Source organism: Aliivibrio finisterrensis (assembly GCF_008933155.1).
GTDB lineage: Bacteria > Pseudomonadota > Gammaproteobacteria > Enterobacterales > Vibrionaceae > Aliivibrio > Aliivibrio finisterrensis.
Genome location: NZ_WBVP01000005.1, coordinates 68,260 through 94,173 on the forward strand (window position 1 = coordinate 68,260; position 25,914 = coordinate 94,173).

Consider the following 25,914-nt stretch of genomic DNA (forward strand, 5'->3'; position numbering starts at 1 on the left):
ACTGAATGCGTAAGGTGTTAAAAAAAGCGGCATTATGTACCTTTGGTTTCTCGATGCTTTTTGGTTGTGCGAGTGAAGAAGATACAATCGTAATGGCACCGGTTCCTGTTGTTCAAAATCAATTTGAACCAACTACGGAATGGACAAGTTCAATTGGAGATGGCGTTGGGCATTATTTTTCTCGTTTAACGCCTGTTTACGCTTATCAAAAAGTTTATGTTGCAAGTCGAGATGGTTTAGTTAAAGCGCTTGATCCTGAAAATGGTAAAACAATTTGGGAGCAAGACTTAGAGCAAGATGATACCGCTCGATTATCTGGCGGCTTAACACTGACATACGGCAAAGTCTTTATTGGTTCTGAGAATGGTGAGCTTATCACTCTTGATGCAGAAACGGGTGAAGAATTATGGCGTGAGAAAGTGGATGGTGAAGTACTTGCAAAACCATTAGCTGATGAAGGTTATGTTATTATTCATACAAGTCGTGGAGCATTGGTTGCTTTTGATGCTGAAACGGGTGTAGAACAATGGCAAATTAACAGTGAAGTGCCTAACTTAACCCTTCGTGGTGACAGTGCACCAGTGAGTATCTCAGGTGGTGTTTTTTGGGGAATGTCTAATGGTCGTTTAGCAGCCGCTTTGATCTCTAAAGGTCAGCTATTATGGCAACAACCAGTAGGTACACCCAAAGGGGCAACAGAAATTGATCGCCTCGTTGATGTTGATGCATCTCCACTTATTTTAGGTGGGCGCTTATATACCATTGGCTACAATGGTCAGTTAATCGCATTAGATCTTCGTACAGGGCAACCTGTTTGGAAGCGTAATTACTCATCAGCGATGAATATGTCATCAGATGGAAAGCGACTTTTCTTAGTGACAGAAAAAGATCATGTTGTCGCTGTTGATGCACGAAGTGGTACCGAGCTTTGGAATAATGAAGAGCTTGAATACCGCCAGTTAACATCGCCAACGATTATTGATAATTACATCGTAGTTGCTGATAGTGAAGGCTACCTACATTGGTTGGATAGAGATACCGGGTTGTTTATGTCTCAGCAAGAGATTGACAGTGACGGTATCGCAGTATCCCCAATTTTGGTGGAAGATAGCTTTGTTATTGTGACTCGCGAAGGCGATATCAAAAAAATGCGAATTAAATAAGTTTTATTTGCTATAATTGTGAATTGGCTCCAAGTCCTTTGGCTTTGGAGCCTTTTATTGTTTTTAGATAGTGAAAGATAATCCAATTTGGTGATGGCTTTACTACTTGATAAATCCGTTAAAACCATCATCAAATTGGTATTAGCTCGCGCTATGCCTATGATTAAATAAAGAGGTATGTATGATTCCTGTTGTTGCTCTGGTAGGGCGTCCAAATGTTGGTAAATCGACGCTGTTTAACCGTGTTACACGCACAAGGGATGCATTAGTTGCTGATTTTCCTGGTTTAACTCGTGATCGTAAATACGGCCGTGCTAAGTTAGAAGAGCAAGAATTCATTCTTATCGATACCGGTGGTATTGATGGAACAGAAGAAGGTGTAGAGACTAAAATGGCAGAACAGTCATTAGCTGCGATTGAAGAAGCTGATGTTGTGTTATTTATGGTTGATGGCCGTGCTGGTTTAACATCATCTGATGAAGCTATCGCAAAACACTTACGTTCACGTGAAAAACCAACCTTCTTAGTAGTAAATAAGATTGATGGTATTGATGCAGATGCAGCAAGTGCTGAATTCTGGCAGCTAGGCATGAACAAGGTTTATCAAATTGCAGCTTCACATGGCCGTGGTGTTACATCACTTTTAGAACTTGCTCTAGCTCCTTTTATGGAAGAGCTTGTTGAAGAGTCTTTGAAAGATGAAAACGGTGAGATGACTGATCTTACTGAGTTTGAAGATTTCGAAGAAGAAGAAAAAGATCTAACGGAAGAAGATGCAGAAAGAGATTTTTCTCGTCTTCAAGATCAACCAATAAAACTAGCCATTATTGGTCGTCCTAACGTAGGCAAATCAACACTAATTAACCGTATTCTTGGTGAAGAGCGTGTGGTTGTTTATGACATGCCTGGCACCACTCGTGACTCTATTTACATTCCTATGGAACGTGAAGGTCAAGAGTATGTATTAATCGATACAGCAGGCGTTCGTCGTCGTGGTCGTATTAATGAAACTGTTGAGAAATTCTCTGTAATCAAAACTCTAAAAGCAGTAGAAGACGCTAACGTTGTGCTTTTAGTTATCGATGCGCGTGAAAATATTTCAGATCAAGATCTAAGCTTACTTGGCTTTGCATTAAATGCAGGTCGTTCATTAGTTATTGCTGTGAACAAGTGGGATGGGCTTGATAATGAAGTTAAAGAGAAAGTGAAATCTGAGCTAGATCGTCGTCTTGGCTTTGTTGATTTTGCTCGTCTTCACTTTATTTCAGCTCTACATGGTACTGGTGTTGGTCATTTATATGAATCAGTACAAGAAGCATATGTGTCTGCAACTAAGCGTGTAGGTACGTCTGTTCTTACCCGTATTATGAAAATGGCTCAAGAAGATCACCAACCGCCAATGGTTCGTGGTCGTCGTGTGAAATTGAAATACGCTCACGCAGGTGGTTATAACCCACCGCTTATCGTTATTCACGGTAACCAAGTAAAAGAACTCCCTTCTTCTTACAAGCGTTTCTTAATGAACTATTTCCGTAAGTCATTAGAAATTATGGGAACTCCTATTCGTATTCAATTCCAGAATAGTGAAAACCCATTTGAAGATCGCGGTGGTAAATTGACTCTATCTCAAGAGCGTCAACGTAAGCGTCTAGTTGGCGCAGTGAAAAACCGCAATAAGAAGTAACCTAGAGCTACTTTATTAATATTATTCAATAATAAAACGCCCACCTATTTGTTGGGCGTTTTTTTTAGGTAAAAATCATGACTCAGCTATCAGCAACAGAGATTTTATTTTGTCATAACACGTGGCAATCTAATTCCATTGTGAAACTTATTAAAGAAACAGAGCAAGGAAAGTGGGTTGTTACTAAAGAAACTCCGTTTCATCCTGTTAGCCATATTTGGCCAGATCACCCAGAAGACAAAGGTGTACTTCAAATCAACAATGTTGAATACCCTGTACTTACTTGCCAAACAGGTGCAATCGAACTATCTACAGGTGAGCTTTATATTGGTAAAGATATTCCAATTAAACGTGGAGAAGCGGGCTGGATTTTTGTTGTTTCGCATTTAATATCTAAAGATGCCGATATAGCAGTAGAAAACACTGTTGAGCTAAAGGTTGATAAAGAATACCAAGACTCATTGAGTCGCGGACACAGTGCTGGTCATATCGCTTATTTAGCATTAAACAAAGTGCTTCATGCTAATTATTGGCGTAAAGATGCAGATAGAAAAGATGAACTGGGTCATTACAATTTCAATAGCTACGCTCAAGAAACCAGCTTTGTTACAGAAGATCATTGCGAAGATGTATACCGTTTAGGTAAAACATTACGTAAGCGAGGGTTGAATAGTGCAGAGATGATGTCGGATCTTGAGAGTATTGCAGCGCAAGTGAATCAGCAGATTAGTGTGTGGCTTGCCTTAGAAAATGAAGTTTCTATTGAGTGTGAAGGTAAAGCGTTAACTGATTCACGTTACTGGATAGCAGACTTTGGTATAGATGGTGTTGCTAAGCTTCCTTGTGGTGGAACGCATGTCTCTTCTTTTAAAGAATATCAAGAGATTAACGTTCAGCTTAACGCACAAGGTGAGCAAGAATTATTAATGTTAACTCGCTCTACTAAGCGAGTATAAAGTCGAAATTACATGAGATGTAACTCTTCTTCTGTATTTGGTATTATTTCCATGTTTTCGACTAAAATAGAAAGGTTAATACTGATTGATGTGCTGGATCTTCTGTTTTGAGTGAATTGTTTTGATATTTTGTATCGTTTAAAATTGAAAAACAGGATATGTAACTAATGCTTTCGGGGTGTGGTTATATAAATGTTCTTAAAGGGCATGATCGCTGATCAGATCCCTATAAGCATAAAGATCCACACTTTTAAATGCGTACAGAGACACTGTGTTTATTTGAAATTGATTAAGAAGGAAACAGCGATGCAAACAAACGAATGTCCTAAATGCCAGTCTGAATTGCGTTGGCAGCGAGAAGGATATCATTGTGATTTTTGTCAGGTTGATTTTACAAAAGTAGCTTATTGTCCAGATTGCAATAAGGAGATGGAAAAGCTTAATGCGTGTGGTGCAGCAAGCTATTTTTGTCATGATTGCAATGAGTTGAAATCTAAGTCTCGTGCAAAAACCAACTTTGTAGAGATGAGATCTAACTAGCCTAAGTTCAGGCTAGTTAATTATTGTTGAGGTAATTTCGCCATCAGCAAAACGAGTGGTTATGCTTTCACCAGTCACAACTTGTTTTGTTGAAGTGACAACCGCTCCTTTGTTATTACGAGTAATGGAATAGCCGCGTTGTAATGTCGCTAATGGACTAACGGTATCGAGCTTCTCTGCTGCTAATGCTAAATGATGACGTTGCATTAATAGATTTCTGTCCATTGAATCGAGTAAACGGCGCTTTAGTTCCTCTATTCGTAATTTATCTTGAGATACTTTTTTGGCAGGAGATAGATTACTTAAGCGTAAAGTTAGGTTCTCAACCTTATATTGGTGACGTTGCAAACGTTGCTGCATATACGCCATCAAACGTTGATTCAAATCATCAAGCTTTTGGCTTTGATTGTTTAACTGCATTTGTGGGTGCTGTTTTTCAAGACGATGCTGAAGAGTCGATAGTTGACGCTGCTGTTTTGATAAATAGCGATCCATTGCACTGTTTAATCGTCGTTTCTGATGACTAACTGTTTGCAGTTGAGAAGACAAATCACGACTTACTAATTCAGCCGCAGCAGAAGGCGTTGGTGCTCGCACATCTGCGACAAAATCGGCAATGGTTACGTCGATCTCATGGCCAACCGCACTCACTATTGGGATCTCACTTGCCGCAATGGTTCTTGCCACGATCTCTTCATTGAAGCACCAAAGATCTTCCAATGAGCCTCCGCCTCGACCCACGATCAAAATATCACACTCATTACGAGTATTAGCACGTCCAATCGCTTGTGCAATTTGAATTGCTGCACCAGCACCTTGAACCATGGTTGGGTAAATGACTACGGGTAGGTTAGGATCACGTCGTTTCAATACATTTAAAATATCAAATAAAGCAGCGCCTGTTTGTGAGGTAATGATACCGACACGTTTTGGCTGTTCTGGTAAAGGCTGTTTAGCCGTTTGTGCAAAGAGGCCCTCTGCTGCAAGTGACATTTTAAGCTGGTCAAACTCTTGTTGAAGGCGGCCATCACCTTCGGGCTGCATACTTTCAATAATTAATTGATAGTCGCCGCGGGGTTCGTATAAAGAAAGGCGAGCTTTAACAAGAACTTGTTTACCGTTTTGAGGCTTAAAAGTAACCCGACGATTATTGCCTTTGAACATCGCACATTTGACTTGTGCTTGGCTGTCTTTAAGCGTGAGATACCAATGCCCAGAGACGGGAACAGTAAGGTTTGATATTTCCCCAACAAGCCAAACAATGCCCATTTCATTTTCTAATAATAGGCGAACTTCAGAGTTAAGACGTGAGACTGTAAAGATGCGAGGATTAGAATCGAGAGACATGATAATGCCTTAGACATGGCTATAGGAATTAGCGGCAATATAATACATAGCAAGGGGGATAATGCAAATTAAAAATAAATAAATGTGTAGCCAAGCGATTGCGCCGTGCGTATAATCCGTCTGCAATATCAAATCCAAAACACTTTATTATGCGAAACGATAAAGTGGGATTTATTCCTTTAAACACTTATTGTTGTGAGATATTGCAAATGCTACGAATCGCAAAAGAAGCTTTAACCTTCGATGACGTTTTACTCGTCCCAGCACACTCCACAGTTCTTCCTAACACCGCTGATCTTCGCACTCAGTTAACGAAGACTATCTCTCTAAATATCCCTATGATTTCAGCATCAATGGATACAGTGACAGAAGCGCGCCTTGCTATTGCATTAGCGCAAGAGGGTGGCATCGGTTTTATCCACAAGAACATGTCTATTGAACAGCAAGCTGAACAAGTTCGCTTAGTAAAAATCTTTGAGGCAGGCGTTGTATCTGCTCCAGTAACCGTTCGTCCTGACGCAACTATCCAAGATGTGAAAGATCTGACTGAAAAGCACGGTTTTGCTGGCTTCCCTGTAGTAACTGAAACTAACGAACTTGTTGGTATCATTACTGGTCGTGATGTTCGTTTTGTAACAGACCTATCTAAGAAAGTTGACGTTGTTATGACGCCAAAGGCACGCTTAGCTTCTGTTAAAGAAGGTGCAACTCGTGAAGAAGTTCAAGAGAAAATGCATGAAGCGCGTGTTGAGAAAGTATTGGTAGTGAACGATGAGTTCCAACTAACCGGTATGATTACAGCAAAAGATTTCCACAAAGCAGAACGTAAACCAAATGCATGTAAAGACGAACGTGGTCGTCTACGTGTAGGTGCTGCTGTTGGCGCCGGCGCTGGTAATGAAGAGCGTGTTGCTGCTCTTGTTGAAGCGGGCGTTGATGTTCTACTTATCGATTCATCTCACGGTCATTCAGAAGGCGTCTTACAACGTATTCGTGAAACTCGTGCATCTTTCCCAGACCTACAAATTATTGGTGGTAACGTTGCTACTGGTGCGGGCGCTAAAGCATTAATCGATGCTGGTGTAAGTGCTGTAAAAGTAGGCATCGGCCCAGGTTCAATCTGTACTACTCGTATCGTTACGGGTGTGGGTGTTCCTCAAATTACGGCTATTTCAGATGCAGCAGAAGTTGCAACGGCTCACGATATTCCAGTTATTGCAGATGGCGGCATCCGTTACTCTGGTGATATCTGTAAAGCAATTGCAGCTGGTGCATCATGTGTAATGGTTGGTTCAATGTTTGCGGGTACAGAAGAAGCACCGGGTGAAGTGATTCTTTATCAAGGTCGTTCATACAAATCTTACCGTGGCATGGGCTCTCTTGGTGCGATGTCTCAAGGTTCTTCAGACCGTTACTTCCAATCTGATAATGCAGCGGACAAGCTTGTGCCTGAAGGTATCGAAGGTCGTATCGCATACAAAGGTCGTCTAAAAGAGATCGTTCACCAACAAATGGGTGGTTTACGTTCAAGCATGGGCCTAACAGGTTCAGCAACAATTGAAGACATGCGTACTAAAGCTGAATTTGTTCGTATTTCAGGTGCAGGGATGAAAGAGTCTCACGTACATGATGTTCAGATCACGAAAGAAGCACCTAATTATCGTTTGGGTTAAAAGAAGCGCCTAGGCTAATTTTTCTTAATTTTCTTTGCAGAATCTTCCGATTTCGTTGTCAAAGGTACTCATTTACACTTGTAAACTCCGTGCCTTTTCCTAGAACTCGAATGATTCTGCTGTGAAATATAAAGAAAAAACTTTGTACCAAATTCAATTTTAAGCGTGTGGTTTTATAGTGAAGCCACACTAAATAAATGACTTTTTGAGAAAGACTAATGACGACTAATATCCACGATCAACGCATTCTTATTTTAGATTTTGGTTCTCAATACACGCAGCTTGTTGCGCGTCGTATCCGTGAGATTGGTGTTTACTGTGAGCTTTGGAGCTGGGATGTAGAAGAATCTGACATCCGTGATTTTAACCCAGATGGCATCATCTTATCTGGTGGCCCTGAAAGTGTTACTGAAGCAAATTCTCCTCGTGCTCCTCAATATGTATTTGATTCTGGTGTTCCTGTATTTGGTGTGTGTTACGGCATGCAAACAATGGCAGAGCAACTTGGCGGTAAAGTAGCAACGTCTACTGAGCGTGAATTTGGTTATGCTGCGGTACAAGTAACAGGTGAATCAGCGCTGTTTAAAGATCTTGAAGCAACTCAAGATGTTTGGATGAGCCACGGTGATAAAGTTGTTGAAATCCCATCTGATTTCGTGAAAATTGCAGAGACAGAAACTTGTCCTTACGCTGCAATGGCGAACGAAGAGAAAAAATACTACGGTGTTCAATTCCACCCAGAAGTAACTCATACTAAAAACGGTTTAAAAATGCTTGAGAACTTTGTTCTTAATGTATGTGGCTGTGAAGGTCTGTGGACTTCAGCATCAATCATTGAAGATGCCGTTGCTCGAATTAAAGAGCAAGTAGGCGATGATGAAGTGATTCTTGGTTTATCTGGTGGTGTAGATTCATCAGTAGTCGCTATGCTTGCTCACCGTGCAATCGGTGACAAACTAACGTGTGTGTTTGTTGATAACGGTCTACTTCGTTTAAATGAAGCAGAGCAGGTAATGGAAATGTTCGGTAACAAGTTTGGTCTTAAGATCATTCATGTTGAAGCTGAAAAGCGTTTCCTAGATGCACTTGAAGGTGAATCAGATCCTGAAGCGAAACGTAAGATCATTGGTCACGTATTTGTAGATATCTTCGATGAAGAGTCGAAGAAACTATCAAATGCAAAATGGTTAGCTCAAGGTACTATCTACCCAGATGTTATCGAATCAGCAGCATCGAAAACAGGTAAAGCGCACGTTATCAAATCTCACCACAATGTTGGTGGTCTTCCTGATGACATGGAGATGGGTCTTGTTGAGCCATTACGTGAGCTGTTTAAAGATGAAGTGCGTAAGATTGGCTTAGAATTAGGTCTTCCATACAATATGCTTTATCGCCACCCGTTCCCTGGGCCTGGTTTAGGTGTTCGTGTTCTTGGTGAGATTAAGAAAGAGTACTGTGACTTATTGCGTCGTGCTGATGCTATCTTCATTGAAGAGCTGCACAATGCGGATCTTTACCACAAAGTATCTCAAGCGTTCACGGTATTCTTACCAGTACGTTCTGTAGGTGTAATGGGTGATGGTCGTAAATACGATTGGGTTGTTTCTTTACGTGCAGTAGAAACTATCGACTTTATGACAGCGCATTGGGCACATTTACCATACGATTTCTTAGGTAAAGTATCTAACCGCATTATCAATGAAGTAAGTGGCATTTCTCGTGTTGTTTACGATATTTCTGGTAAGCCACCAGCAACAATCGAATGGGAATAATCTCTGATTCAATGAATCTGATTTAATTTAAGAAAGCGCCGAAAGGCGCTTTTTTTGTTTCAGTTGTAAAGCATAATAATTTATATTGTTAGTTATATGTTTCAGTGAAAACTTATCTTACAAAATATATGTTTGCACTTCTAAATTATTCAACTAAATGCTCTATTTCTTTCTTAAGTGGTTTACACTGTTTCAGCAAAAGAAAAGTTAAGAGAAGTCACATAATTTCCAAATTCTTTTCTGAAAATACAACATTAATAATAGATGGAGTTACGGATGAGTAACCAAGCAGCAGAGAAAGCATCTAAGCCAAGTGGTATGGATCGTTTTCTAAATACAATCGAACGAGTAGGTAACAAGATCCCAGATCCTGCACTACTGTTTTTCTGGGGCCTTTTAATTGTTTGGGGTCTTTCAGCGCTATTATCACAAGTACAATTTGACTTGATTCATCCTGTTACTCAAGATGCAGTTCAAGTGAAAAACCTTTTAACTGGTGATTCTTTAGCAAACTTTTTAGCAACAATGGTGAAAAACTTCACCGGTTTTGCTCCACTAGGTATCGTATTAGTAGCGATGCTAGGTGTTGGTGTTGCTGACTCTTCAGGCTTTATTCAAACTGGCCTAAAGAAAATGCTTAACTTCACTCCAGCGAAACTATTAACGCCAATGCTTATTCTTGTTGCTATCGTGTCACACACAGCAGCAGATGCGGGTTACGTTTTAGTTATCCCACTAGGTGGTATCATTTTCCACGCGGCAGGTCGTCACCCATTAGCGGGTATCGCAGCTGCATTTGCGGGTGTATCTGGTGGTTTCTCTGCAAACTTTATCCCATCGGGAATCGATCCATTACTGGCTGGCTTTACACAAACAGCAGCACAAGTACTCGATACGACTTACATTGTTAACCCATTAGCAAACATTTACTTTACAGGCCTTTCTTCAATTCTAATTGTTGCGATTGGTTGGTATGTAACTGATAAAATTATCGAACCACGTTTAGCAAATACTCCTGTTGATGAAGATGCAGAAACAGCACCGGATTTAGGCTCTTTTACAGAGATTGAATCGAAAGCATTTAAGTTCGCTGGTTGGGCAATGGTTGCTGGTATCGCACTGTTAATTGCACTTATTTACCCTGATGATTCAGCACTGCGTTCTCCTGATGGCCAAATTACGTCATTCTCAGCGCCTTTAATGCAGTCAATTGTACCGCTTATTTTCATTCTGTTTATTATTCCAGGTATCGTTTATGGACGTGTATCAGGTACATTTAAAAGCAGTAATGATGTAATTAAAGCAATGTCAGAAACGATGGGCACGATGGGGGCATACATGGTTATGTCATTCTTCTGTGCACAATTCTTAGTTGCTTTCAGTCAATCAAACATCGGTACAATTTTAGCAATGTACGGTGCTGATTTCTTAAAAGCATTAGATCTTCCTGGTCAATTAACGATTATTGGTATGATCTTACTAACGGCATTCGTTAACTTGCTTATCGGTTCGGCATCAGCGAAATGGGCTCTAATTGGTCCTGTATTAGTTCCTATGTTAATGGGTGTTGGTATCTCTCCTGAGCTTTCTCAAGCGGCATACCGTGTAGGTGATTCTGTTTCAAACATCATCTCCCCATTAATGGTATTCTTCCCGTTAGTTGTGGTTTACTGCCAACGCTATGTTAAATCAACGGGTATCGGTACATTGGCTTCTCTAATGATGCCTTTCTCTATCGCAATGCTAATTGGTTGGACAATCTTCTTACTAGCATACTGGGCTCTAGGTATTCCACTAGGTATCCAAGCGCCATACACATATAACCTTCCTGGTTAATTTGTATTAGTAAAAATAAAAGCCCTGAGAATATTGAGTTCTCAGGGCTTTTTTGTGTTTCTTTATTTATTTAAATAAGCAGCATGAAACTCTAAATGCTCATCAATAAAAGTAGAAATGAAGAAGTAGCTGTGGTCGTAACCTGGTTGCATTCTTACTTCTACATCGGCACCAGATTGCTCTGCTGAAGAAAGTAGGTATTCCGGTTTTAACTGTTCTTCCAAAAAGCCGTCCGCTTCACCTTGGTCAACTAAGATCGGAAGTTTTGAGCCTTTTTTAAGAAGTTCAGCACTGTCGTATTCTAACCAAGCTTCTTTATTATCACCTAGGTATAAACCTAACGCTTTTTGTCCCCAAGGGCAGTTAATTGGACTAGTAATAGGACTAAATGCAGAAATTGATTGGTACATATCTTGGTTTTTTAAACCGATAGTAATAGCACCATGACCACCCATACTATGACCAGAAATCGATTTTTTATCTGATACAGGAAAGTGTTCTTCGATTAATGATGGTAGCTCTTTTGTCACATAGTCATACATATGGTAATGACGATTCCAAGGGGCTTGAGTTGCATTTAAGTAGAACCCAGCACCTAGGCCAAAATCGTATGCGCCTTCTGCATCATCAGCAACGTCTTCACCACGAGGGCTTGTATCCATAGCAACAATCGCAATGCCTAATTCAGCCGCTTTTTTGAATGCGCCCGCTTTTTGCATGAAGTTTTCATCGGTGCAGGTCAAGCCTGATAACCAGTATAAAACAGGAACTGGGTTTGTCTCAGAAGCGTTTGCAGGAAGAAAAATAGCAAAGCGCATATCGCAATTTAATGCTGATGATGTATGTGTGTATTGTTTGTGCCAACCACCCGCAACTTTTGCTTGGCTGATATTTTCGATTGTCATGATGAGCCCTTTTATATTTGATTCGTATCAGCGAGATCACTGTATTGAATAGGTATCTACTGGTTGATTTTGAAGTGCTTTAAAATAAAGAATGGAACACTCAGTAAGCTTATCTATAAATTGCGCCACCCACGCAGATAAGCATACTTTCTTTATATAAAGCACTTAGAGATCAAAAGTAGAATAGGGGCTAGAGTATCTACCCCCTCACTTTTACTTATTTATCCATATGTAGAACAGTACGGATAGATTTACCTTCGTGCATTAGATCGAACGCCGCGTTTACATCCGCAAGACCCATAGTGTGAGTGATGAAATCATCAAGAGCGAACTCACCTTGCATGTAACGGTCAACGATACCTGGAAGTTCAGTACGGCCTTTAACGCCACCGAATGCAGAGCCACGCCATACACGACCAGTCACAAGTTGGAATGGACGAGTTGAGATCTCTTGGCCAGCACCAGCAACACCGATGATGATTGATTCACCCCAACCTTTGTGACAGCACTCAAGTGCTGCACGCATAACGTTTACGTTACCGATACACTCAAAAGAGTAATCCACGCCGCCGTCCGTCATTTCAACAATCACTTCTTGAATTGGCTTGTCGAAGTTTGTTGGGTTGATGCAATCAGTCGCGCCTAATTTTTTAGCCAGTTCGTATTTGCTTTCGTTCAAGTCAACACCGATGATACGGCTTGCACCCGCCATTTTAGCGCCGATGATAGCTGAAAGACCGATACCACCTAGACCGAATACAGCAACCGTGTCGCCTTTTTCAACTTTAGCCGTGTTAAGAACCGCACCCATACCAGTCGTTACGCCACAACCTAGAAGACAAACCTCTTCAAGTGGTGCTTCTTTAGAAACTTTCGCTAATGAAATCTCAGGAAGAACTGTGAATTCAGAGAATGTAGAGCAACCCATGTAATGGAAGATAGTTTCACCATTGATAGAGAAACGGCTAGTACCATCAGGCATAAGGCCTTGACCTTGAGTTTCACGAACCGCCTGACAAAGGTTCGTTTTGCCAGATTTACAGAATTTACACTCACCACATTCCGCAGTGTAAAGAGGAATAACATGGTCACCAACTTCAACGCTTGTCACGCCTTCGCCGATCATCTCAACAATACCGCCGCCTTCATGACCTAAGATTGATGGGAAGATACCTTCTGGATCATCACCAGATAGAGTGAATAAATCAGTGTGACATACGCCAGTAGCAACGATGCGAACTAAAACTTCGCCTGCTTTAGGAAGTTGAACATCCACTTCTTCCATTTTAAGAGGTTCGCCAGCAGCCCAAGCTACCATTGCTTTAGATTTGATGTGAGTTTGACCAGGTTTAATATCAAGAGCCATTGGATTTTCCTTATTAATATATTCGGATGAGCATTCAACTAAAGCGTAGTTTAGTTTTGTATTTCTGCTCTCTCGTTTTGATGTGGCTAGTATAGGAGTTTATTAATAATTGATAATCCCCCTAAAATGAAAATGATTTTTACGCAAATGTAATAATACTTGGACTTTTAGTTGTTCATGAGGCCTTTATGATTAGAAAGGTAAATAATAAAGGGAGGTATGCGCTAATATCGAATAAAAAGTGTGAAGCATAAAAAAGCCCGCTAGAGGTTATCCAACGGGCTTTCATAGAGATTATGCGGAGTAAGATGTTTGAGATAATGATTGCTTTTCTGTGAGTGTTTTTTGTTTATTCTGCCATTTATCAATAACTAAAGCGGCAATCATATCTCCCTCAACGTTGACCGCGGTACGGAAAGTATCAAGTGGACGTTCAATGATTAACAGGATCGCGATAGCTTCTAATGGGATCCCAGCAGCTAAAAGCACCAGTTGCATGCCTGACATAGATCCTGAAGGCATTCCGGGTGCACCAACAGAGGAAACCATTGCCATAATAAAAATCATGATTAATCCTGAGGTTGTTAAATCAACCCCAAAAAGTTGAGCTAAGAATATAGCAGCTACTCCTTCGAATAATGCGGTTCCGTCCATATTCATTACCGCACCAAGGGGTAACACCATACTGCTGGTACTTTGCGACACCCCCAGTTTTTCTTGGGCACTTTGCATTGCTAATGGCAAGGTGGCTGAGCTAGAAGAGGTAGCAAAAGCCATCGCCATAGGAGCAGAGATCGCTTTAAATAAGGTTGTATATTTAATACCAGTCGCTAGTTTTGCAATCGTTGGTAAAACAATAGCGCCATGAATTAAAGTCAAAACAAAAACCAATAGAGCAAACAGAGCTAATTGTTGAAATAAAGATTCTCCACCGCGAACTGTGAAGTCAAAAACAATAGCAAATACTGCCAATGGAGATAATTTAATTATCCAACCCACTATCGTATTAATGCTTTTATTTAAACCACTGAGTACCTCAAAAATAGGGTGTTTTTCTGGTAATGATGAGAGTAAAGCTAGCCCTAACATAAATGAAAACACAACGATAGCGAGCAAATTACCATTCGTTAATGCTGCAACAGGATTAACAAAAGCCATATTAAGTAGTTTTCCAGCAATGGCAGCGCCGCCAGCAGACTCTTCACTAATAAGCTGAACATTATCACCAACAGGTGCAAACTCAGTCAGAGGTTGCCATGCGGGTAATAATAATGATGCACCTAAACCGAGAGAAATAGCCAATAGAGTAGTAAAGCTATAGAACAGTAGGGTATTTCGACCGACTTGCTTTAGACGAGTGATAGAACCAATACTTGTTATGCCCTGAAGTAAAGAAAACATAACGACAAGGCCAACGACCATTTTAAGTAAACCGATATAAGTGACTTTTCCTAACATCACTAATTGATACCAAGAAGTTTGTGTTACGTCAGTTGTCGGAGAAATTAATAGGGTAAAAAGCCATGCAAGTAATGCAGCTAGTAGCAGTTGCAAAGGCAAAGATTGACGAAGTTTAGTCAACATAATAATGGTTTCCAGTAATTTTGTATAAAGTGTTTTATACGTTTATTGAAGGACTTCTCCTTTAATAAACATATACACCTTTAAAAAAATAAAGCCCGCTCGAAATGAATCTAACGGGCTTTACGTTTAGTTAATAATCGTTAAGTTTTAAATATTAAAACTTATTTATCCATATGTAAAACAGTACGGATAGATTTACCTTCGTGCATTAGATCGAACGCTGCGTTTACATCCGCAAGACCCATAGTGTGAGTGATGAAATCATCAAGAGCGAATTCACCTTGCATGTAACGGTCAACGATACCTGGAAGCTCAGTACGACCTTTAACTCCACCGAATGCAGAGCCACGCCATACGCGACCTGTCACAAGTTGGAACGGACGAGTTGAGATCTCTTGGCCAGCACCAGCAACACCGATGATGATTGATTCACCCCAACCTTTGTGACAACACTCAAGTGCTGCACGCATAACGTTTACGTTACCGATACACTCAAAAGAGTAATCCACGCCGCCGTCCGTCATTTCAACAATCACTTCTTGAATTGGCTTATCGAAGTTTGTTGGGTTGATGCAATCAGTCGCGCCTAATTTTTTAGCCAGTTCGTATTTGCTTTCGTTTAAGTCAACACCGATGATGCGACTTGCACCCGCCATTTTCGCGCCGATGATAGCTGAAAGACCGATACCACCAAGACCAAATACAGCAACCGTGTCGCCTTTTTCAACTTTAGCCGTGTTAAGAACCGCACCCATACCAGTCGTTACGCCACAACCTAGAAGACAAACCTCTTCAAGTGGTGCTTCTTTAGATACTTTCGCTAATGAAATCTCAGGAAGAACTGTGAATTCAGAGAATGTAGAGCAACCCATGTAATGGAAGATAGTTTCACCGTTAATAGAGAAACGGCTAGTACCATCAGGCATCAGGCCTTGACCTTGAGTTTCACGAACGGCTTGGCAAAGGTTAGTTTTACCAGATTTACAGAATTTACACTCACCACATTCCGCAGTGTAAAGAGGGATAACGTGATCACCCACTTCAACGCTTGTTACGCCTTCGCCAACCATTTCAACAATACCGCCACCTTCGTGACCTAAGATTGAAGGGAAGATACCTTCTGGATCATCACCAGATAGAGTAAATAAATCAGTGTGACACACACCAGTAGCAACGATGCGAACTAAAACTTCGCCTGCTTTAGGAAGTTGAACATCCACTTCTTCCATTTTAAGAGGTTCGCCAGCAGCCCAAGCGACCATTGCTTTAGATTTGATGTGAGTTTGACCAGGTTTAATATCAAGAGCCATTGGATTTTCCTTATTGGGATAATGTAATCGACGACATATATGCAAGTTTCATTTTAAGCATAGTGCTATTTTTTGTTTGTGCTCGTCGTCTTGTTGGGTGCCATTATAAGTATTTCGCATCAATTGATAATACGGTAGAATAGTAAATAATTTTTACGAATATGTAATAATACTAGTGGGGAATTGCCTGTGATTGATTGGGAAGGGGTAACTGAGTTTGTTGCCGTTGCTGAAGCGCAAAGCTTTACCGGAGCGGCCAGAGCTCTTGATACATCAGTGGCTCAAATTAGCCGTAAAGTTGCTGCGTTAGAAGATCGTTTATCAATTAAGTTATTGATCAGAACAACGCGCAAGGTGTCGGTAACTGAAGCAGGACAAACTTATTATCAGCATTGTCGTCATTTAGTTGAAGGATTAAAACAAGCAGATAGAGCGATCACTGAGCTTAATGCAACACCTCAAGGACGCTTAAAAATCACATCGTCGGTGACGTATGGTGAGCAGTTAATTGCGCCATTGCTTAGTGATTTTATGCTGATGTACCCACAGCTTGAGCTTGAACTTGTTTTATCAAATCAGACATTAGATTTGGTTGAGCAAGATTTTGACCTGGCGATTCGATTAGGCCGTTTAACCGATTCAACTATGATGGCAAAGCGCTTATCAAGTCGACAGGTTAGAGTGTGCGCTTCTCCTAGTTATATTGAAAAACATGGTGAGCCTCATACCTTATCTGAATTATCTCAGCATAACTGTTTGATTGGTAGTTTGCCTATTTGGCGTTTTATTGAAAAGAAAAAAGAAAAAAGCGTAAGAGTGAAAGGGTCTGTTCATTGTAATAGCGGTGCAGCCTTAACTAATGCAGCGTTAAAAGGCTTAGGTATCGTTCAATTGCCTGATTTTTATGTTCAGGAATCAATGGATAAAGGTGAGTTGGTTGAAATACTCGTACCTTATCGTGAGCCAAAAGAGGGGATTTGGGCGGTGTATCCAAATAACCGACATCTTTCCACTAAGGTTCGTTTATTGGTTGAATTTTTAGCCCAAGAGTTAGCTGAATAGATGAGTGTTGAAAAAGAAAATAAAGATGCGAATTTCTATATGCAGCGAGCAATAGAACTGGCCGCAATTGCTGAAGAGGAAGGTGAAGTTCCTGTCGGTGCTGTGATTGTCTTAGATGGTGAAATCATAGGTGAGGGGTGGAACCGTTCAATTGGTTCTCATGATGCAACGGCACATGCCGAGATGATGGCGATTAAACAAGCGGGAAGTAAAATTGAAAACTATCGCTTAGTTGATGCGACGTTATACGTTACGTTAGAACCATGTCCTATGTGTGCTGGTGCGATTGTGCATAGTCGTATTAAGCGTGTTATTTTTGGTGCATCAGATATGAAAACAGGTGCATCTGGCAGTGTGATTAATTTATTTACGTCAGCAACCGCATTTCATTTTGTAGAGTGTGCTTCTGGAGTGATGGAAGAAGAGTGTAGAGCACAGCTACAAGCTTTTTTTAAACGCAGACGTAAAGAGAAAAAAGAAGAGCGAAAGTTACAGCGGGAAGCTGAATTGAAAAATCAGATGATGGAATAATCTAGAAGATAAAGTAAATGTAAGAGAGGGCAAATTGAATTATCGCAATTTGCCTTTTTACTGTGTGCGCATAAAAAACGCTTGCCTAAAGATTATCGACAAGAGAACGGTTCACCTTCATCAAACAGTGACATAGCATAAGTTCGTTGACGATGAAGCACTTTCTTGTGGTTATTTAACAGCTTACGTCGACGTTGAGTACTGCCTTTTAGTGAGGTACTTGGTTTAAGTTTTCTTCTATTAGAGAGCATGGGCTCCCCCTTAATTTAACGAATAAAAATTAAAGTACGTTTAATACCAATTCCAGTAATTATCTGATCATTATTACTGGTTAAATCACTTAGTAATTTCGTTAAAAATTTTTATTGTAGAATAACTACTTATAAGAATTTTTGCCTTATTCTTAAGCGATTTTCCTGCGTAATAAATAGATCATTTAATTAATTACATTGGTATAACTTTAATTGGCATGATCTTGAGAACAAGTAACTCAGAGTATGTGTTAATTGTTACCGTAACATGAACATGCCATTTAGTAAGTTTTTTTAACAATTTTCATTACCAGCAAATAGAAAGTTATTTGCTAGATGTGGCATTACTAATCGTCGCAGCTGCAGAAGAAAGTGGCACATCAATTACGGTCAAATCTTCAACCGTAATTTCTTCTTGGATCAACTTGTTTGCTTGCTCTTGCTCGTAGCCGATAATGCTTTGGTAATAGCGACGAATGTTCTCTACATAATTCTGAGCTTCATCACCACGAGCAAAGCCATAGCGAAGGTACTTGTAATAACGCTTTTGACGTAATAGTGGCAGGTTATCTTTAACATCTGTCCAAGAGTCAGGATCACCACCTAAACGTTGAGTTAGGCGTCTTGCATCCATCATATGTCCAAAGCCTATGTTGTATGAAGCAAGTGCAAACCAAATCTTCTCATGTTCAGTAATTGAGTCAGGAACCCGCTTAACTATTCGACGTAAATATTCAGCGCCACCACGAATACTCTGTTCTGGATTTAAACGGTTTTTAACACCAACAGATTGGGCCGTTGGTAGTGTTAACATCATCATGCCACGAACGCCTGTTGGGGATTTTGCCAGAGGATTCCAATGAGACTCTTGGTAAGAAAGAGCAGCAAGGAAACGCCAATCAAAGTCACCTGCGTATTTTTTAAATAGTGGTTCCCATTTTGGCAACTTACTTTCTAGTGCTCGAATAAAAGCACGAGTGTCGACATAATCAAACGATTCAACATGACCAAAGTATTTCTCTTCAAGAAGCGCTAGTTTGCCACTCTCTTTTAACTCACCAAAGAATTCAATGAGTAGGGCTTGTAAGCTGTCATCTTCTGTTTGTTGTATAAACCATGCAACGGGTTGATCTTCCGTTAATTCAAAAGCGACAGCCAACTCAGGATGAATCCGTTGTGTCAGTGATAATTCAACAGAATCAGCGATCGTGTAGTGTATTTCGCCAGTCGCTACTTTTTTTAGTAACTCGCTAACATCAGTATCCGCTTCAGTATGCCACTCTAATTTCGGGTGCTTTTCTTTAAGCTTTGTTACCGTACCCTCAAAACTTGAATCTTTAACAATGGTGATATTTTCATCAAGTTGAGTTAGGTTTTTGATATTACGAGGGCGCCAGCTGCCTTTTTTATATACCACTTGTTGGCTGACATAGTAGTAGACAGGTCCCGGACGAAACTTTTGTAAGCGTTCAGGGGTAATTGTCATATTGGCTGCGATAATGTCGACTTCATTACGCTCTAACGCAGGAAACAAGCCTGAATAAGTATATGCAGGGGTGATCTCGAGTTTGACTTCTAGTTTTTCAGCAAAGGCTTTTGCCAGATCGTAATCTAGTCCGGTTGGGCCATTAGAACCAATGTAATAAGAGAGTTGGTTATTTAACGTACTGACTCGTAAAACACCACGTTCCCTGATTTGCTCTAGCTTTGTTTTTGGTTCTGATTCTACTTGGCATCCTGTAAGGGTGAAAACCAGCGTAGAAATGACAAGGCAAGATTTTAGAAGACGATGATATGGGATGCGGCTCAAGTCAGAATGCTCTTTTAAATAAGTAAGGCGTAGTTATATCAAATGGCATATCAAGAGGCAAAAGCACGGTAACAAATTACAACAATTATTAGAGATTGAGACAGTTTATTTTTCGTTACGCCTGTTTTTTGCGCAATAATTTTAAATTTAAAGGTCATTTACACTTTTTTCAAAAAAAATACGCAAACGGTTGCTTTTGGTGTTACTTCACAAAACAAAATCCTTTATAATGCGCTCGCAATACCAGAGGTAACATCGGCATAGTCACTATGAGTTATGAATAATTAATCGAGTTAACTATTTTTAACTACATGAAACTATTCCAATATTACCTTTAATTCATTGCCAAAGAGACCTAAGTACATGAGAATTTTGCGTGGTTCACCTGCTCTATCTGAATTTCGTGTTAACAAGCTACTTGAGCTTTGTCGCGAGCTAAATTTACCTGTTACTGGTATTTATGCTGAGTTTGCACACTTTGCTGATCTAACGGCGGACTTAGATGCGTCTGAAGTTGAGAAGCTAGAAAAATTACTGACTTACGGTCCAACGATTGAGGAGCATGAACCTGAAGGTTTATTGCTACTTACTACCCCTCGCCCAGGTACTATCTCGCCTTGGTCTTCAAAATCTACTGATATTGCTCATAACTGTGGCCTAGCTACAATCGCACGTTTAGAGCGCGGTACTGCTTTTTATATAGAAACGTCTGAAACGCTTTCTGAAATTCAATTAGTTGAACTTAAAGCCATTCTCCATGATCGCATGATGGAAGTGGTATTTACCGATTTTGAATCAGCGTCAGCATTGTTTGCTGTGGCAGAACCTGCGCCATATGCAGAAGTTGATCTATTAGCCGGTGGCCGTAAAGCGCTTGAAGACGCAAACGTTACCCTAGGTCTTGCTTTGGCAGAAGATGAGATTGATTACTTACTTGAAAGCTTTACTGAAAAGCTAGGTCGTAACCCAACAGATATCGAATTAATGATGTTTGCACAAGCGAACTCAGAGCATTGTCGCCACAAGATCTTTAACGCGGATTGGACTATCGATGGCGTTAAGCAAGAAAAATCATTGTTTAAAATGATTAAGAACACCTTTGAAGTGACCCCTGATCACGTATTGTCGGCTTATAAAGATAACGCAGCGGTAATGACAGGTTCTGAAGTCGGTCGTTTCTTCCCAGATCCAGAAACTCGCCAATACAGCTACCATCAAGAGAAAACACACATCTTGATGAAAGTTGAAACGCACAACCACCCAACCGCAATTTCTCCTTGGCCGGGCGCATCTACAGGTTCAGGCGGTGAAATTCGTGATGAAGGCGCAACGGGTATTGGTGGTAAGCCAAAAGCCGGTCTTGTTGCTTTCTCTGTATCTAACCTTAAGATCCCGAACTTCGTTCAACCTTGGGAAACTGATTTTGGTAAGCCAAGCCGTATCGTTACTGCTTTGGATATCATGCTTGAAGGTCCTCTAGGTGGCGCAGCATTCAACAACGAATTTGGTCGTCCAAACCTACTTGGCTACTTCCGTACTTACGAAGAGAAAGTAAACTCTCACGCAGGTGAAGAAGTGCGTGGTTACCACAAACCAATAATGCTCGCTGGTGGTCTTGGTAACATTCGTGACGAGCACGTTCAGAAAAAAGAGATCCCAGTCGGTGCAAGCCTAATTGTTCTTGGTGGTCCTGCGATGAACATCGGCCTTGGTGGCGGTGCCGCTTCTTCCATGGCATCAGGCCAATCAGCAGAGGATCTTGATTTCGCTTCAGTACAACGTGAAAACCCAGAGATGGAGCGTCGTTGTCAGGAAGTTATTGACCGTTGTTGGCAGCTAGGTGATGCGAACCCAATCGCATTCATCCACGATGTGGGCGCGGGCGGTATCTCGAACGCACTTCCTGAGCTAGTAGACGATGGTGAGCGTGGCGGTATCTTCAACCTACGTGACGTACCAAACGATGAGCCGGGCATGAGCCCACTTGAGATCTGGTGTAACGAATCTCAAGAGCGTTACGTAATGGCCGTTGCTGATAAAGACATGGCAACATTCGACGCAATTTGTAAGCGTGAGCGTGCACCATACGCCGTGGTTGGTAAAGCAACGGAAGAGCGTGAACTTAAACTTGAAGATTCACACTTCGACAACACGCCAATCGACATGCCAATGGACATCCTATTAGGTAAAACACCTAAGATGCACCGTGACGCGACAACGCTAAAAGTGAATAACCCTGCGATTGACCGCTCTGGTATTGAAATGAACGAAGCGGTTGACCGTGTTCTTCGCCTACCAACAGTCGCTGAGAAAACCTTCCTTATCACTATTGGTGACCGCTCGGTAACAGGCCTTGTGGCTCGTGACCAAATGGTTGGTCCATGGCAGGTTCCAGTTGCAAACTGCGCAGTAACAGCGGCAAGTTACGACTCTTACCACGGTGAAGCAATGTCTCTTGGTGAGCGTACGCCAGTGGCACTATTAGACTTCGGCGCATCGGCTCGTCTAGCGGTTGGTGAAGCTATCACAAACATCGCTGCGACCAACATCGGCGATATCAAACACATTAAATTGTCGGCGAACTGGATGTCTCCAGCTGGTCACCCAGGTGAAGATGCAGGTCTTTACGAAGCGGTAAAAGCGGTAGGTGAAGAGCTATGTCCAGCGCTGGGTCTAACTATCCCAGTGGGTAAAGACTCAATGTCGATGAAGACTAAGTGGGAAGAGAACGGCGAGCACAAAGAAGTAACGTCTCCACTGTCTCTTGTTATCACTGCATTTGCTCGTGTTGAAGATATTCGTAAGACGATTACACCTCAGCTTCGCACTGACAAAGGAGCTTCAAGCTTAGTACTTATCGACCTAGGTAACGGCAAAAACCGTCTAGGAGCAACAGCTCTAGCGCAAGTTTACAAGCAGCTTGGTGACAAGCCAGCAGACGTAGACAATGCAGCACAGCTAAAAGGTTTCTACGAAGGCGTTCAGGCACTTGTTGCTAACGATCAAGTTGTGGCTTACCACGATAAAGGCGACGGTGGTTTATTCGTAACGCTAGCAGAAATGGCATTCGCAGGTCACTGTGGTGTTAATGCAAACATTGAAGCGCTGGGTGAAGACACACTAGCAGCACTATTTAATGAAGAGTTGGGTGCGGTAATCCAAGTTCGAAACGATGACCTAGATGCTGTTCTTTCTACACTTGCTGCAAACGGTCTAGAAGCGTGTTCACACGTCATTGGTTCTGTTGAAGACTCTAACGAACTAGTGATTAAGTCTGGCGAGTCTGTAGTCATTGAACGTAACCGTACTGAACTACGTACTATCTGGGCTGAGACAACGCACAAGATGCAAGGTCTACGTGATAACCCAGTATGTGCAGACCAAGAACACGAAGCGAAGAAAGACAACTCAGATCCGGGTCTAAACGTAAAACTAAGCTTTGACGTGAACGAAGACATTGCAGCGCCATTCATCAACGCTCCTATGATAAATAAGGGCGCTAAGCCTAAGATGGCAATTCTACGTGAGCAGGGTGTTAACTCTCACGTTGAAATGGCAGCAGCATTTGACCGCGCAGGCTTTGAAGCAACTGATATTCACATGAGCGACATACTAACGGGTCAAGCGGTTCTTGAAGAGTACAACGGTCTTGTGGCTTGTGGTGGCTTCTCTTACGGTGACGTACTGGGCGCTGGTGAAGGTTGGGCTAAATCGGTTCTGTTTAACGACTCTACGCGTGATCAATTTGAAAACTTTTTCAAGCGTGAAGATACCTTCTCTCTAGGTGTGTGTAACGGTTGTCAGATGTTGTCTAACCTGCGTGAACTTATCCCTGGAGCTGAGTACTGGCCACGTTTCGTTCGCAACGAATCTGAGCGTTTTGAAGCTCGTTTCAGCCTCGTTGAAGTTCAGAAGTCTGATTCTGTATTCTTCAATGGTATGGAAGGTTCTCGTATGCCAATCGCAGTTTCTCACGGTGAAGGCCGCGTAGAAGTGCGTGACAACGACCACCTAAACGCGATTGAAAACTCAGGTACGGTTGCTCTACGTTACGTTGATAACAACGGTAACCAAACGCAGCAATACCCGAACAACCCGAACGGTTCGCCAAACGCTATCACTGGTTTAACAACGACTGACGGCCGCGTGACTATCATGATGCCTCACCCAGAGCGTGTATTCCGTACGGTTGCTAACTCTTGGTCTCCAGAAGGTTGGGGCGAGAATGGTGCCTGGATGCGCATGTTCCAAAATGCACGTAAGAATGTGGGTTAATTGAGAAATAAAGAATAGAGTCTTAATCCTTATAATCAGTTAGTTATCACGATTTTTTTTAAAATGTGATTAAAATCTGAAAAATAAATAAGCACTCTGTTCTATAATAAATAAAAGAGTTGGGTAAAGACGGCTTTTTTAAATAAAACCGCTGAAGTTTAGGCTTCAGCGGTTTTTTTGTTAGAATAGCTTTTTACTTTATCTGTTGGAACAAACAATGAAAAATTCGCACGTAACGATTGGCTTGAGTAATCCTAAAAGCCCGACAAATGTTGGTGCAGTAATGCGTGCTGCGGGCTGCTATCAAGTTGATGATGTTCGCTATACTGGTGAGCGATATGATCGTGCCGCTAAGTTTCAAACGGATACTAAAAAAGTGGCTAATAAAATTCCATTAACGAGCGTAAATTGCTTATTGGATGACTTACCAAAAGACATGAAGGTCGTTTGTGTTGAGTTAGCTGAAGGTGCAACGTCGCTTCCTGAGTTTGTACATCCAGAAAAAGCAATTTATGTGTTTGGCCCTGAAGATGGCTCGATTACACAACAAGTTGCTGATCGCGCCGATCATGTGGTTTATGTTCCAACCGTTGGATGTATGAATCTAGCTGCTACAGTCAATGTGCTGTTATACGACCGATTAGCAAAATCAGTGGACATTGTTAAAGGGGATGAGTTAATCCGCAGTAGTCGCGATAATCGCAATAATTTAGTCGTAAAAAAATAAGACTTACTTCTCTTTTAAAGTACTTATAGATTGACATCTTTTTGATGCATTTTTGGCTAGATGTGTTCTAATAGCGGGCATTAAAGGGAATGCAGATATTAATCTGCAGTTATAGATGGATTTTCTAATAATGATCTATCCCTTAACTATCGAATTCTAGGAAATAAAAATGGCAAAATTTGATTACCGTATTGTAGAAAAACGTAACGCTTGGGCTGCTGAAATTACGCGCCAAGTAACTTCTCGCAGAACGGTTGTATCTAAGCGTCAGCTTGGTTTTGAAACTGAAGCAGAAGCAGTTGAATGGGCAGAGAAAGAGCTTGTTGAATTTGCTAAAACGCAAGCGGTTCGTAACGACCGTAAAGCGGAACAACGTAGCGAAAAAGAAGAAATGATCGCACGTAAGAGAGAAAAAGCAGCGGCACAAAAAGCTGAATATGAAGCTGCTCGTGATGCAGAAGAAGACGAATACGACTTCGACGAAGAGTAATTTGTCATCACAGAAATGTGATTGAAAAACAGATACCATAAAATGGCAGTTATTCGTAACTGCCATTTTTTATATCCTTAATAAAGTAAAATTACTCATGATAGAAAAAGAAGCATTATTAGAATCAATCATCCAAGCATTGCGTGATGTGCATCAAATGGCGGTAGAGGCAACTCAACGAGCGATTGAACAAGCAACTGATAAAGAAGCGATAGCGCGAAGTAAGTATGAAACGTTTGGCTTAGAAGCATCATATTTAGCACATGGCCAAGCGTTACGAGTCGCTGAATGTGAAGCGGATATTTTGGCGTATCGTAAATTACCACGTTTAGACTATTCAGAATCAACGGCGATTAATCAATGCGCTTTAGTGACTCTAATCAATCAAGATGATATTGAAAGTCGCTTCTTTATTGGTCCTTCTGCGGGTGGAGTTAAGGTTTCTTACCAAGGCGTGGACTTTTCATTGATCACACCGACGGCCCCACTGGGAAAAGCGATAATAGGTTTGCAACTCGGTGATGAGTTTGAGTTAAATTTAGCGGGGAAAAAGCAACAATACGAAATTATTGATGTTAAATGATTTTATTTGTAATCAAAAAAAGAGAGGCAAGCCTCTCTTTTATAATGTA

Annotated in this window: 20 protein-coding genes; 13 read left to right on the plus strand and 7 right to left on the minus strand. The window is 41.2% G+C overall.

Annotated features, from left to right (window positions below):
• Positions 1 to 5: 5 nt before the first annotated feature.
• The 4 genes from bamB to F8B77_RS06240 all read left to right on the plus strand — a co-directional run bounded on the left by bamB (position 6) and on the right by F8B77_RS06240 (position 4,343).
• Positions 6 to 1,163, plus strand: coding sequence for an outer membrane protein assembly factor BamB (gene bamB / locus F8B77_RS06225; protein WP_130047252.1), 1,158 nt, complete (start codon positions 6 to 8; stop codon positions 1,161 to 1,163).
• A gap of 181 nt (positions 1,164 to 1,344) precedes the next feature.
• Complete coding sequence (der, locus tag F8B77_RS06230; protein WP_130047251.1) at positions 1,345 to 2,847, plus strand: ribosome biogenesis GTPase Der; 1,503 nt, start codon at positions 1,345 to 1,347, stop codon at positions 2,845 to 2,847.
• A gap of 77 nt (positions 2,848 to 2,924) precedes the next feature.
• A complete protein-coding gene (locus F8B77_RS06235; RefSeq protein WP_151654625.1) occupies positions 2,925 to 3,803 on the plus strand; it encodes an alanyl-tRNA editing protein in 879 nt (292 codons plus the stop codon).
• Positions 3,804 to 4,109: 306 nt separating this feature from the next.
• Positions 4,110 to 4,343 (plus strand): zinc ribbon domain-containing protein, encoded by a 234-nt coding sequence (locus F8B77_RS06240; protein WP_130047249.1) that lies wholly within the window; start codon positions 4,110 to 4,112, stop codon positions 4,341 to 4,343.
• A 12-nt stretch (positions 4,344 to 4,355) separates the two neighbouring features.
• Here F8B77_RS06240 and xseA read toward each other — a convergent pair whose 3' ends face one another.
• Entirely contained in the window at positions 4,356 to 5,690 is a 1,335-nt protein-coding gene (gene xseA, locus F8B77_RS06245) for an exodeoxyribonuclease VII large subunit (RefSeq protein ID WP_130047248.1), read from the minus strand.
• Positions 5,691 to 5,899: 209 nt separating this feature from the next.
• Here xseA and guaB point away from each other — a divergent pair, with 209 nt between their 5' ends.
• The 3 genes from guaB (at position 5,900) to F8B77_RS06260 (ending at position 10,971) form a co-directional block, all read left to right on the plus strand.
• The gene (gene guaB, locus F8B77_RS06250) at positions 5,900 to 7,363 is read left to right on the plus strand and encodes an IMP dehydrogenase (RefSeq protein WP_130047247.1); all 1,464 of its coding nucleotides are present in this window, start codon (positions 5,900 to 5,902) and stop codon (positions 7,361 to 7,363) included.
• Positions 7,364 to 7,581: 218 nt separating this feature from the next.
• The gene (guaA, locus tag F8B77_RS06255; protein ID WP_130047246.1) at positions 7,582 to 9,135 is read left to right on the plus strand and encodes a glutamine-hydrolyzing GMP synthase; all 1,554 of its coding nucleotides are present in this window, start codon (positions 7,582 to 7,584) and stop codon (positions 9,133 to 9,135) included.
• 276 nt (positions 9,136 to 9,411) lie between these two features.
• Entirely contained in the window at positions 9,412 to 10,971 is a 1,560-nt protein-coding gene (locus F8B77_RS06260; protein ID WP_151654627.1) for an AbgT family transporter, read from the plus strand.
• A gap of 62 nt (positions 10,972 to 11,033) precedes the next feature.
• Here F8B77_RS06260 and fghA read toward each other — a convergent pair whose 3' ends face one another.
• From fghA to F8B77_RS06280, 4 genes are all read right to left on the minus strand, one after another.
• Positions 11,034 to 11,876 carry an S-formylglutathione hydrolase gene (fghA, locus tag F8B77_RS06265; protein ID WP_130088047.1) on the minus strand — a complete coding sequence of 281 codons (843 nt, stop codon included), beginning with the start codon at positions 11,874 to 11,876 and terminating at the stop codon, positions 11,034 to 11,036.
• 217 nt (positions 11,877 to 12,093) lie between these two features.
• Positions 12,094 to 13,242 carry an S-(hydroxymethyl)glutathione dehydrogenase/class III alcohol dehydrogenase gene (locus F8B77_RS06270; protein WP_151654629.1) on the minus strand — a complete coding sequence of 383 codons (1,149 nt, stop codon included), beginning with the start codon at positions 13,240 to 13,242 and terminating at the stop codon, positions 12,094 to 12,096.
• Positions 13,243 to 13,536: 294 nt separating this feature from the next.
• Positions 13,537 to 14,826 carry a dicarboxylate/amino acid:cation symporter gene (locus F8B77_RS06275; RefSeq protein ID WP_151654631.1) on the minus strand — a complete coding sequence of 430 codons (1,290 nt, stop codon included), beginning with the start codon at positions 14,824 to 14,826 and terminating at the stop codon, positions 13,537 to 13,539.
• Positions 14,827 to 14,987: 161 nt separating this feature from the next.
• Positions 14,988 to 16,136, minus strand: coding sequence for an S-(hydroxymethyl)glutathione dehydrogenase/class III alcohol dehydrogenase (locus F8B77_RS06280; RefSeq protein WP_151654633.1), 1,149 nt, complete (start codon positions 16,134 to 16,136; stop codon positions 14,988 to 14,990).
• A gap of 189 nt (positions 16,137 to 16,325) precedes the next feature.
• Between F8B77_RS06280 and F8B77_RS06285 the strand changes: the two genes are divergently transcribed.
• Together F8B77_RS06285 and tadA are read left to right on the plus strand one after the other, a co-directional pair.
• Positions 16,326 to 17,198 carry a LysR substrate-binding domain-containing protein gene (locus tag F8B77_RS06285; protein WP_130044670.1) on the plus strand — a complete coding sequence of 291 codons (873 nt, stop codon included), beginning with the start codon at positions 16,326 to 16,328 and terminating at the stop codon, positions 17,196 to 17,198.
• The gene (gene tadA / locus F8B77_RS06290) at positions 17,199 to 17,729 is read left to right on the plus strand and encodes a tRNA adenosine(34) deaminase TadA (protein WP_130044671.1); all 531 of its coding nucleotides are present in this window, start codon (positions 17,199 to 17,201) and stop codon (positions 17,727 to 17,729) included.
• 92 nt (positions 17,730 to 17,821) lie between these two features.
• Here the strand turns inward: tadA and F8B77_RS17510 are convergent, their stop codons facing one another.
• Together F8B77_RS17510 and mltF are read right to left on the minus strand one after the other, a co-directional pair.
• Positions 17,822 to 17,980, minus strand: coding sequence for a hypothetical protein (locus tag F8B77_RS17510; RefSeq protein WP_165366855.1), 159 nt, complete (start codon positions 17,978 to 17,980; stop codon positions 17,822 to 17,824).
• Positions 17,981 to 18,305: 325 nt separating this feature from the next.
• On the minus strand, positions 18,306 to 19,790 hold the full coding sequence (mltF, locus tag F8B77_RS06295; RefSeq protein ID WP_151654635.1) for a membrane-bound lytic murein transglycosylase MltF: 1,485 nt from the start codon (positions 19,788 to 19,790) through the stop codon (positions 18,306 to 18,308).
• A 363-nt stretch (positions 19,791 to 20,153) separates the two neighbouring features.
• Between mltF and purL the strand changes: the two genes are divergently transcribed.
• The 4 genes from purL to F8B77_RS06315 all read left to right on the plus strand — a co-directional run bounded on the left by purL (position 20,154) and on the right by F8B77_RS06315 (position 25,865).
• Positions 20,154 to 24,065, plus strand: a complete 3,912-nt coding sequence (gene purL / locus F8B77_RS06300) for a phosphoribosylformylglycinamidine synthase (protein ID WP_151654637.1) — start codon at positions 20,154 to 20,156, stop codon at positions 24,063 to 24,065.
• A 217-nt stretch (positions 24,066 to 24,282) separates the two neighbouring features.
• On the plus strand, positions 24,283 to 24,792 hold the full coding sequence (locus tag F8B77_RS06305) for an RNA methyltransferase (protein ID WP_151654639.1): 510 nt from the start codon (positions 24,283 to 24,285) through the stop codon (positions 24,790 to 24,792).
• A gap of 169 nt (positions 24,793 to 24,961) precedes the next feature.
• The gene (locus F8B77_RS06310) at positions 24,962 to 25,282 is read left to right on the plus strand and encodes a DUF3622 domain-containing protein (protein ID WP_130044675.1); all 321 of its coding nucleotides are present in this window, start codon (positions 24,962 to 24,964) and stop codon (positions 25,280 to 25,282) included.
• A 97-nt stretch (positions 25,283 to 25,379) separates the two neighbouring features.
• Entirely contained in the window at positions 25,380 to 25,865 is a 486-nt protein-coding gene (locus F8B77_RS06315; RefSeq protein WP_151654641.1) for a GreA/GreB family elongation factor, read from the plus strand.
• The last annotated feature ends 49 nt before the right edge of the window (positions 25,866 to 25,914 follow it).

What these genes read in the sequence shown, in the direction of transcription:
- bamB (WP_130047252.1), top strand. Translation starts at nt 6, where the DNA reads ATGCGTAAGGTGTTAAAAAAAGCGGCATTATGTACCTTTGGTTTCTCG.
- der (WP_130047251.1), top strand. Translation starts at nt 1,345, where the DNA reads ATGATTCCTGTTGTTGCTCTGGTAGGGCGTCCAAATGTTGGTAAATCG.
- F8B77_RS06235 (WP_151654625.1), top strand. Translation starts at nt 2,925, where the DNA reads ATGACTCAGCTATCAGCAACAGAGATTTTATTTTGTCATAACACGTGG.
- F8B77_RS06240 (WP_130047249.1), top strand. Translation starts at nt 4,110, where the DNA reads ATGCAAACAAACGAATGTCCTAAATGCCAGTCTGAATTGCGTTGGCAG.
- xseA (WP_130047248.1), bottom strand. Translation starts at nt 5,690, where the DNA reads ATGTCTCTCGATTCTAATCCTCGCATCTTTACAGTCTCACGTCTTAAC.
- guaB (WP_130047247.1), top strand. Translation starts at nt 5,900, where the DNA reads ATGCTACGAATCGCAAAAGAAGCTTTAACCTTCGATGACGTTTTACTC.
- guaA (WP_130047246.1), top strand. Translation starts at nt 7,582, where the DNA reads ATGACGACTAATATCCACGATCAACGCATTCTTATTTTAGATTTTGGT.
- F8B77_RS06260 (WP_151654627.1), top strand. Translation starts at nt 9,412, where the DNA reads ATGAGTAACCAAGCAGCAGAGAAAGCATCTAAGCCAAGTGGTATGGAT.
- fghA (WP_130088047.1), bottom strand. Translation starts at nt 11,876, where the DNA reads ATGACAATCGAAAATATCAGCCAAGCAAAAGTTGCGGGTGGTTGGCAC.
- F8B77_RS06270 (WP_151654629.1), bottom strand. Translation starts at nt 13,242, where the DNA reads ATGGCTCTTGATATTAAACCTGGTCAAACTCACATCAAATCTAAAGCA.
- F8B77_RS06275 (WP_151654631.1), bottom strand. Translation starts at nt 14,826, where the DNA reads ATGTTGACTAAACTTCGTCAATCTTTGCCTTTGCAACTGCTACTAGCT.
- F8B77_RS06280 (WP_151654633.1), bottom strand. Translation starts at nt 16,136, where the DNA reads ATGGCTCTTGATATTAAACCTGGTCAAACTCACATCAAATCTAAAGCA.
- tadA (WP_130044671.1), top strand. Translation starts at nt 17,199, where the DNA reads ATGAGTGTTGAAAAAGAAAATAAAGATGCGAATTTCTATATGCAGCGA.
- F8B77_RS17510 (WP_165366855.1), bottom strand. Translation starts at nt 17,980, where the DNA reads ATGCTCTCTAATAGAAGAAAACTTAAACCAAGTACCTCACTAAAAGGC.
- purL (WP_151654637.1), top strand. Translation starts at nt 20,154, where the DNA reads ATGAGAATTTTGCGTGGTTCACCTGCTCTATCTGAATTTCGTGTTAAC.
- F8B77_RS06305 (WP_151654639.1), top strand. Translation starts at nt 24,283, where the DNA reads ATGAAAAATTCGCACGTAACGATTGGCTTGAGTAATCCTAAAAGCCCG.
- F8B77_RS06310 (WP_130044675.1), top strand. Translation starts at nt 24,962, where the DNA reads ATGGCAAAATTTGATTACCGTATTGTAGAAAAACGTAACGCTTGGGCT.
- F8B77_RS06315 (WP_151654641.1), top strand. Translation starts at nt 25,380, where the DNA reads ATGATAGAAAAAGAAGCATTATTAGAATCAATCATCCAAGCATTGCGT.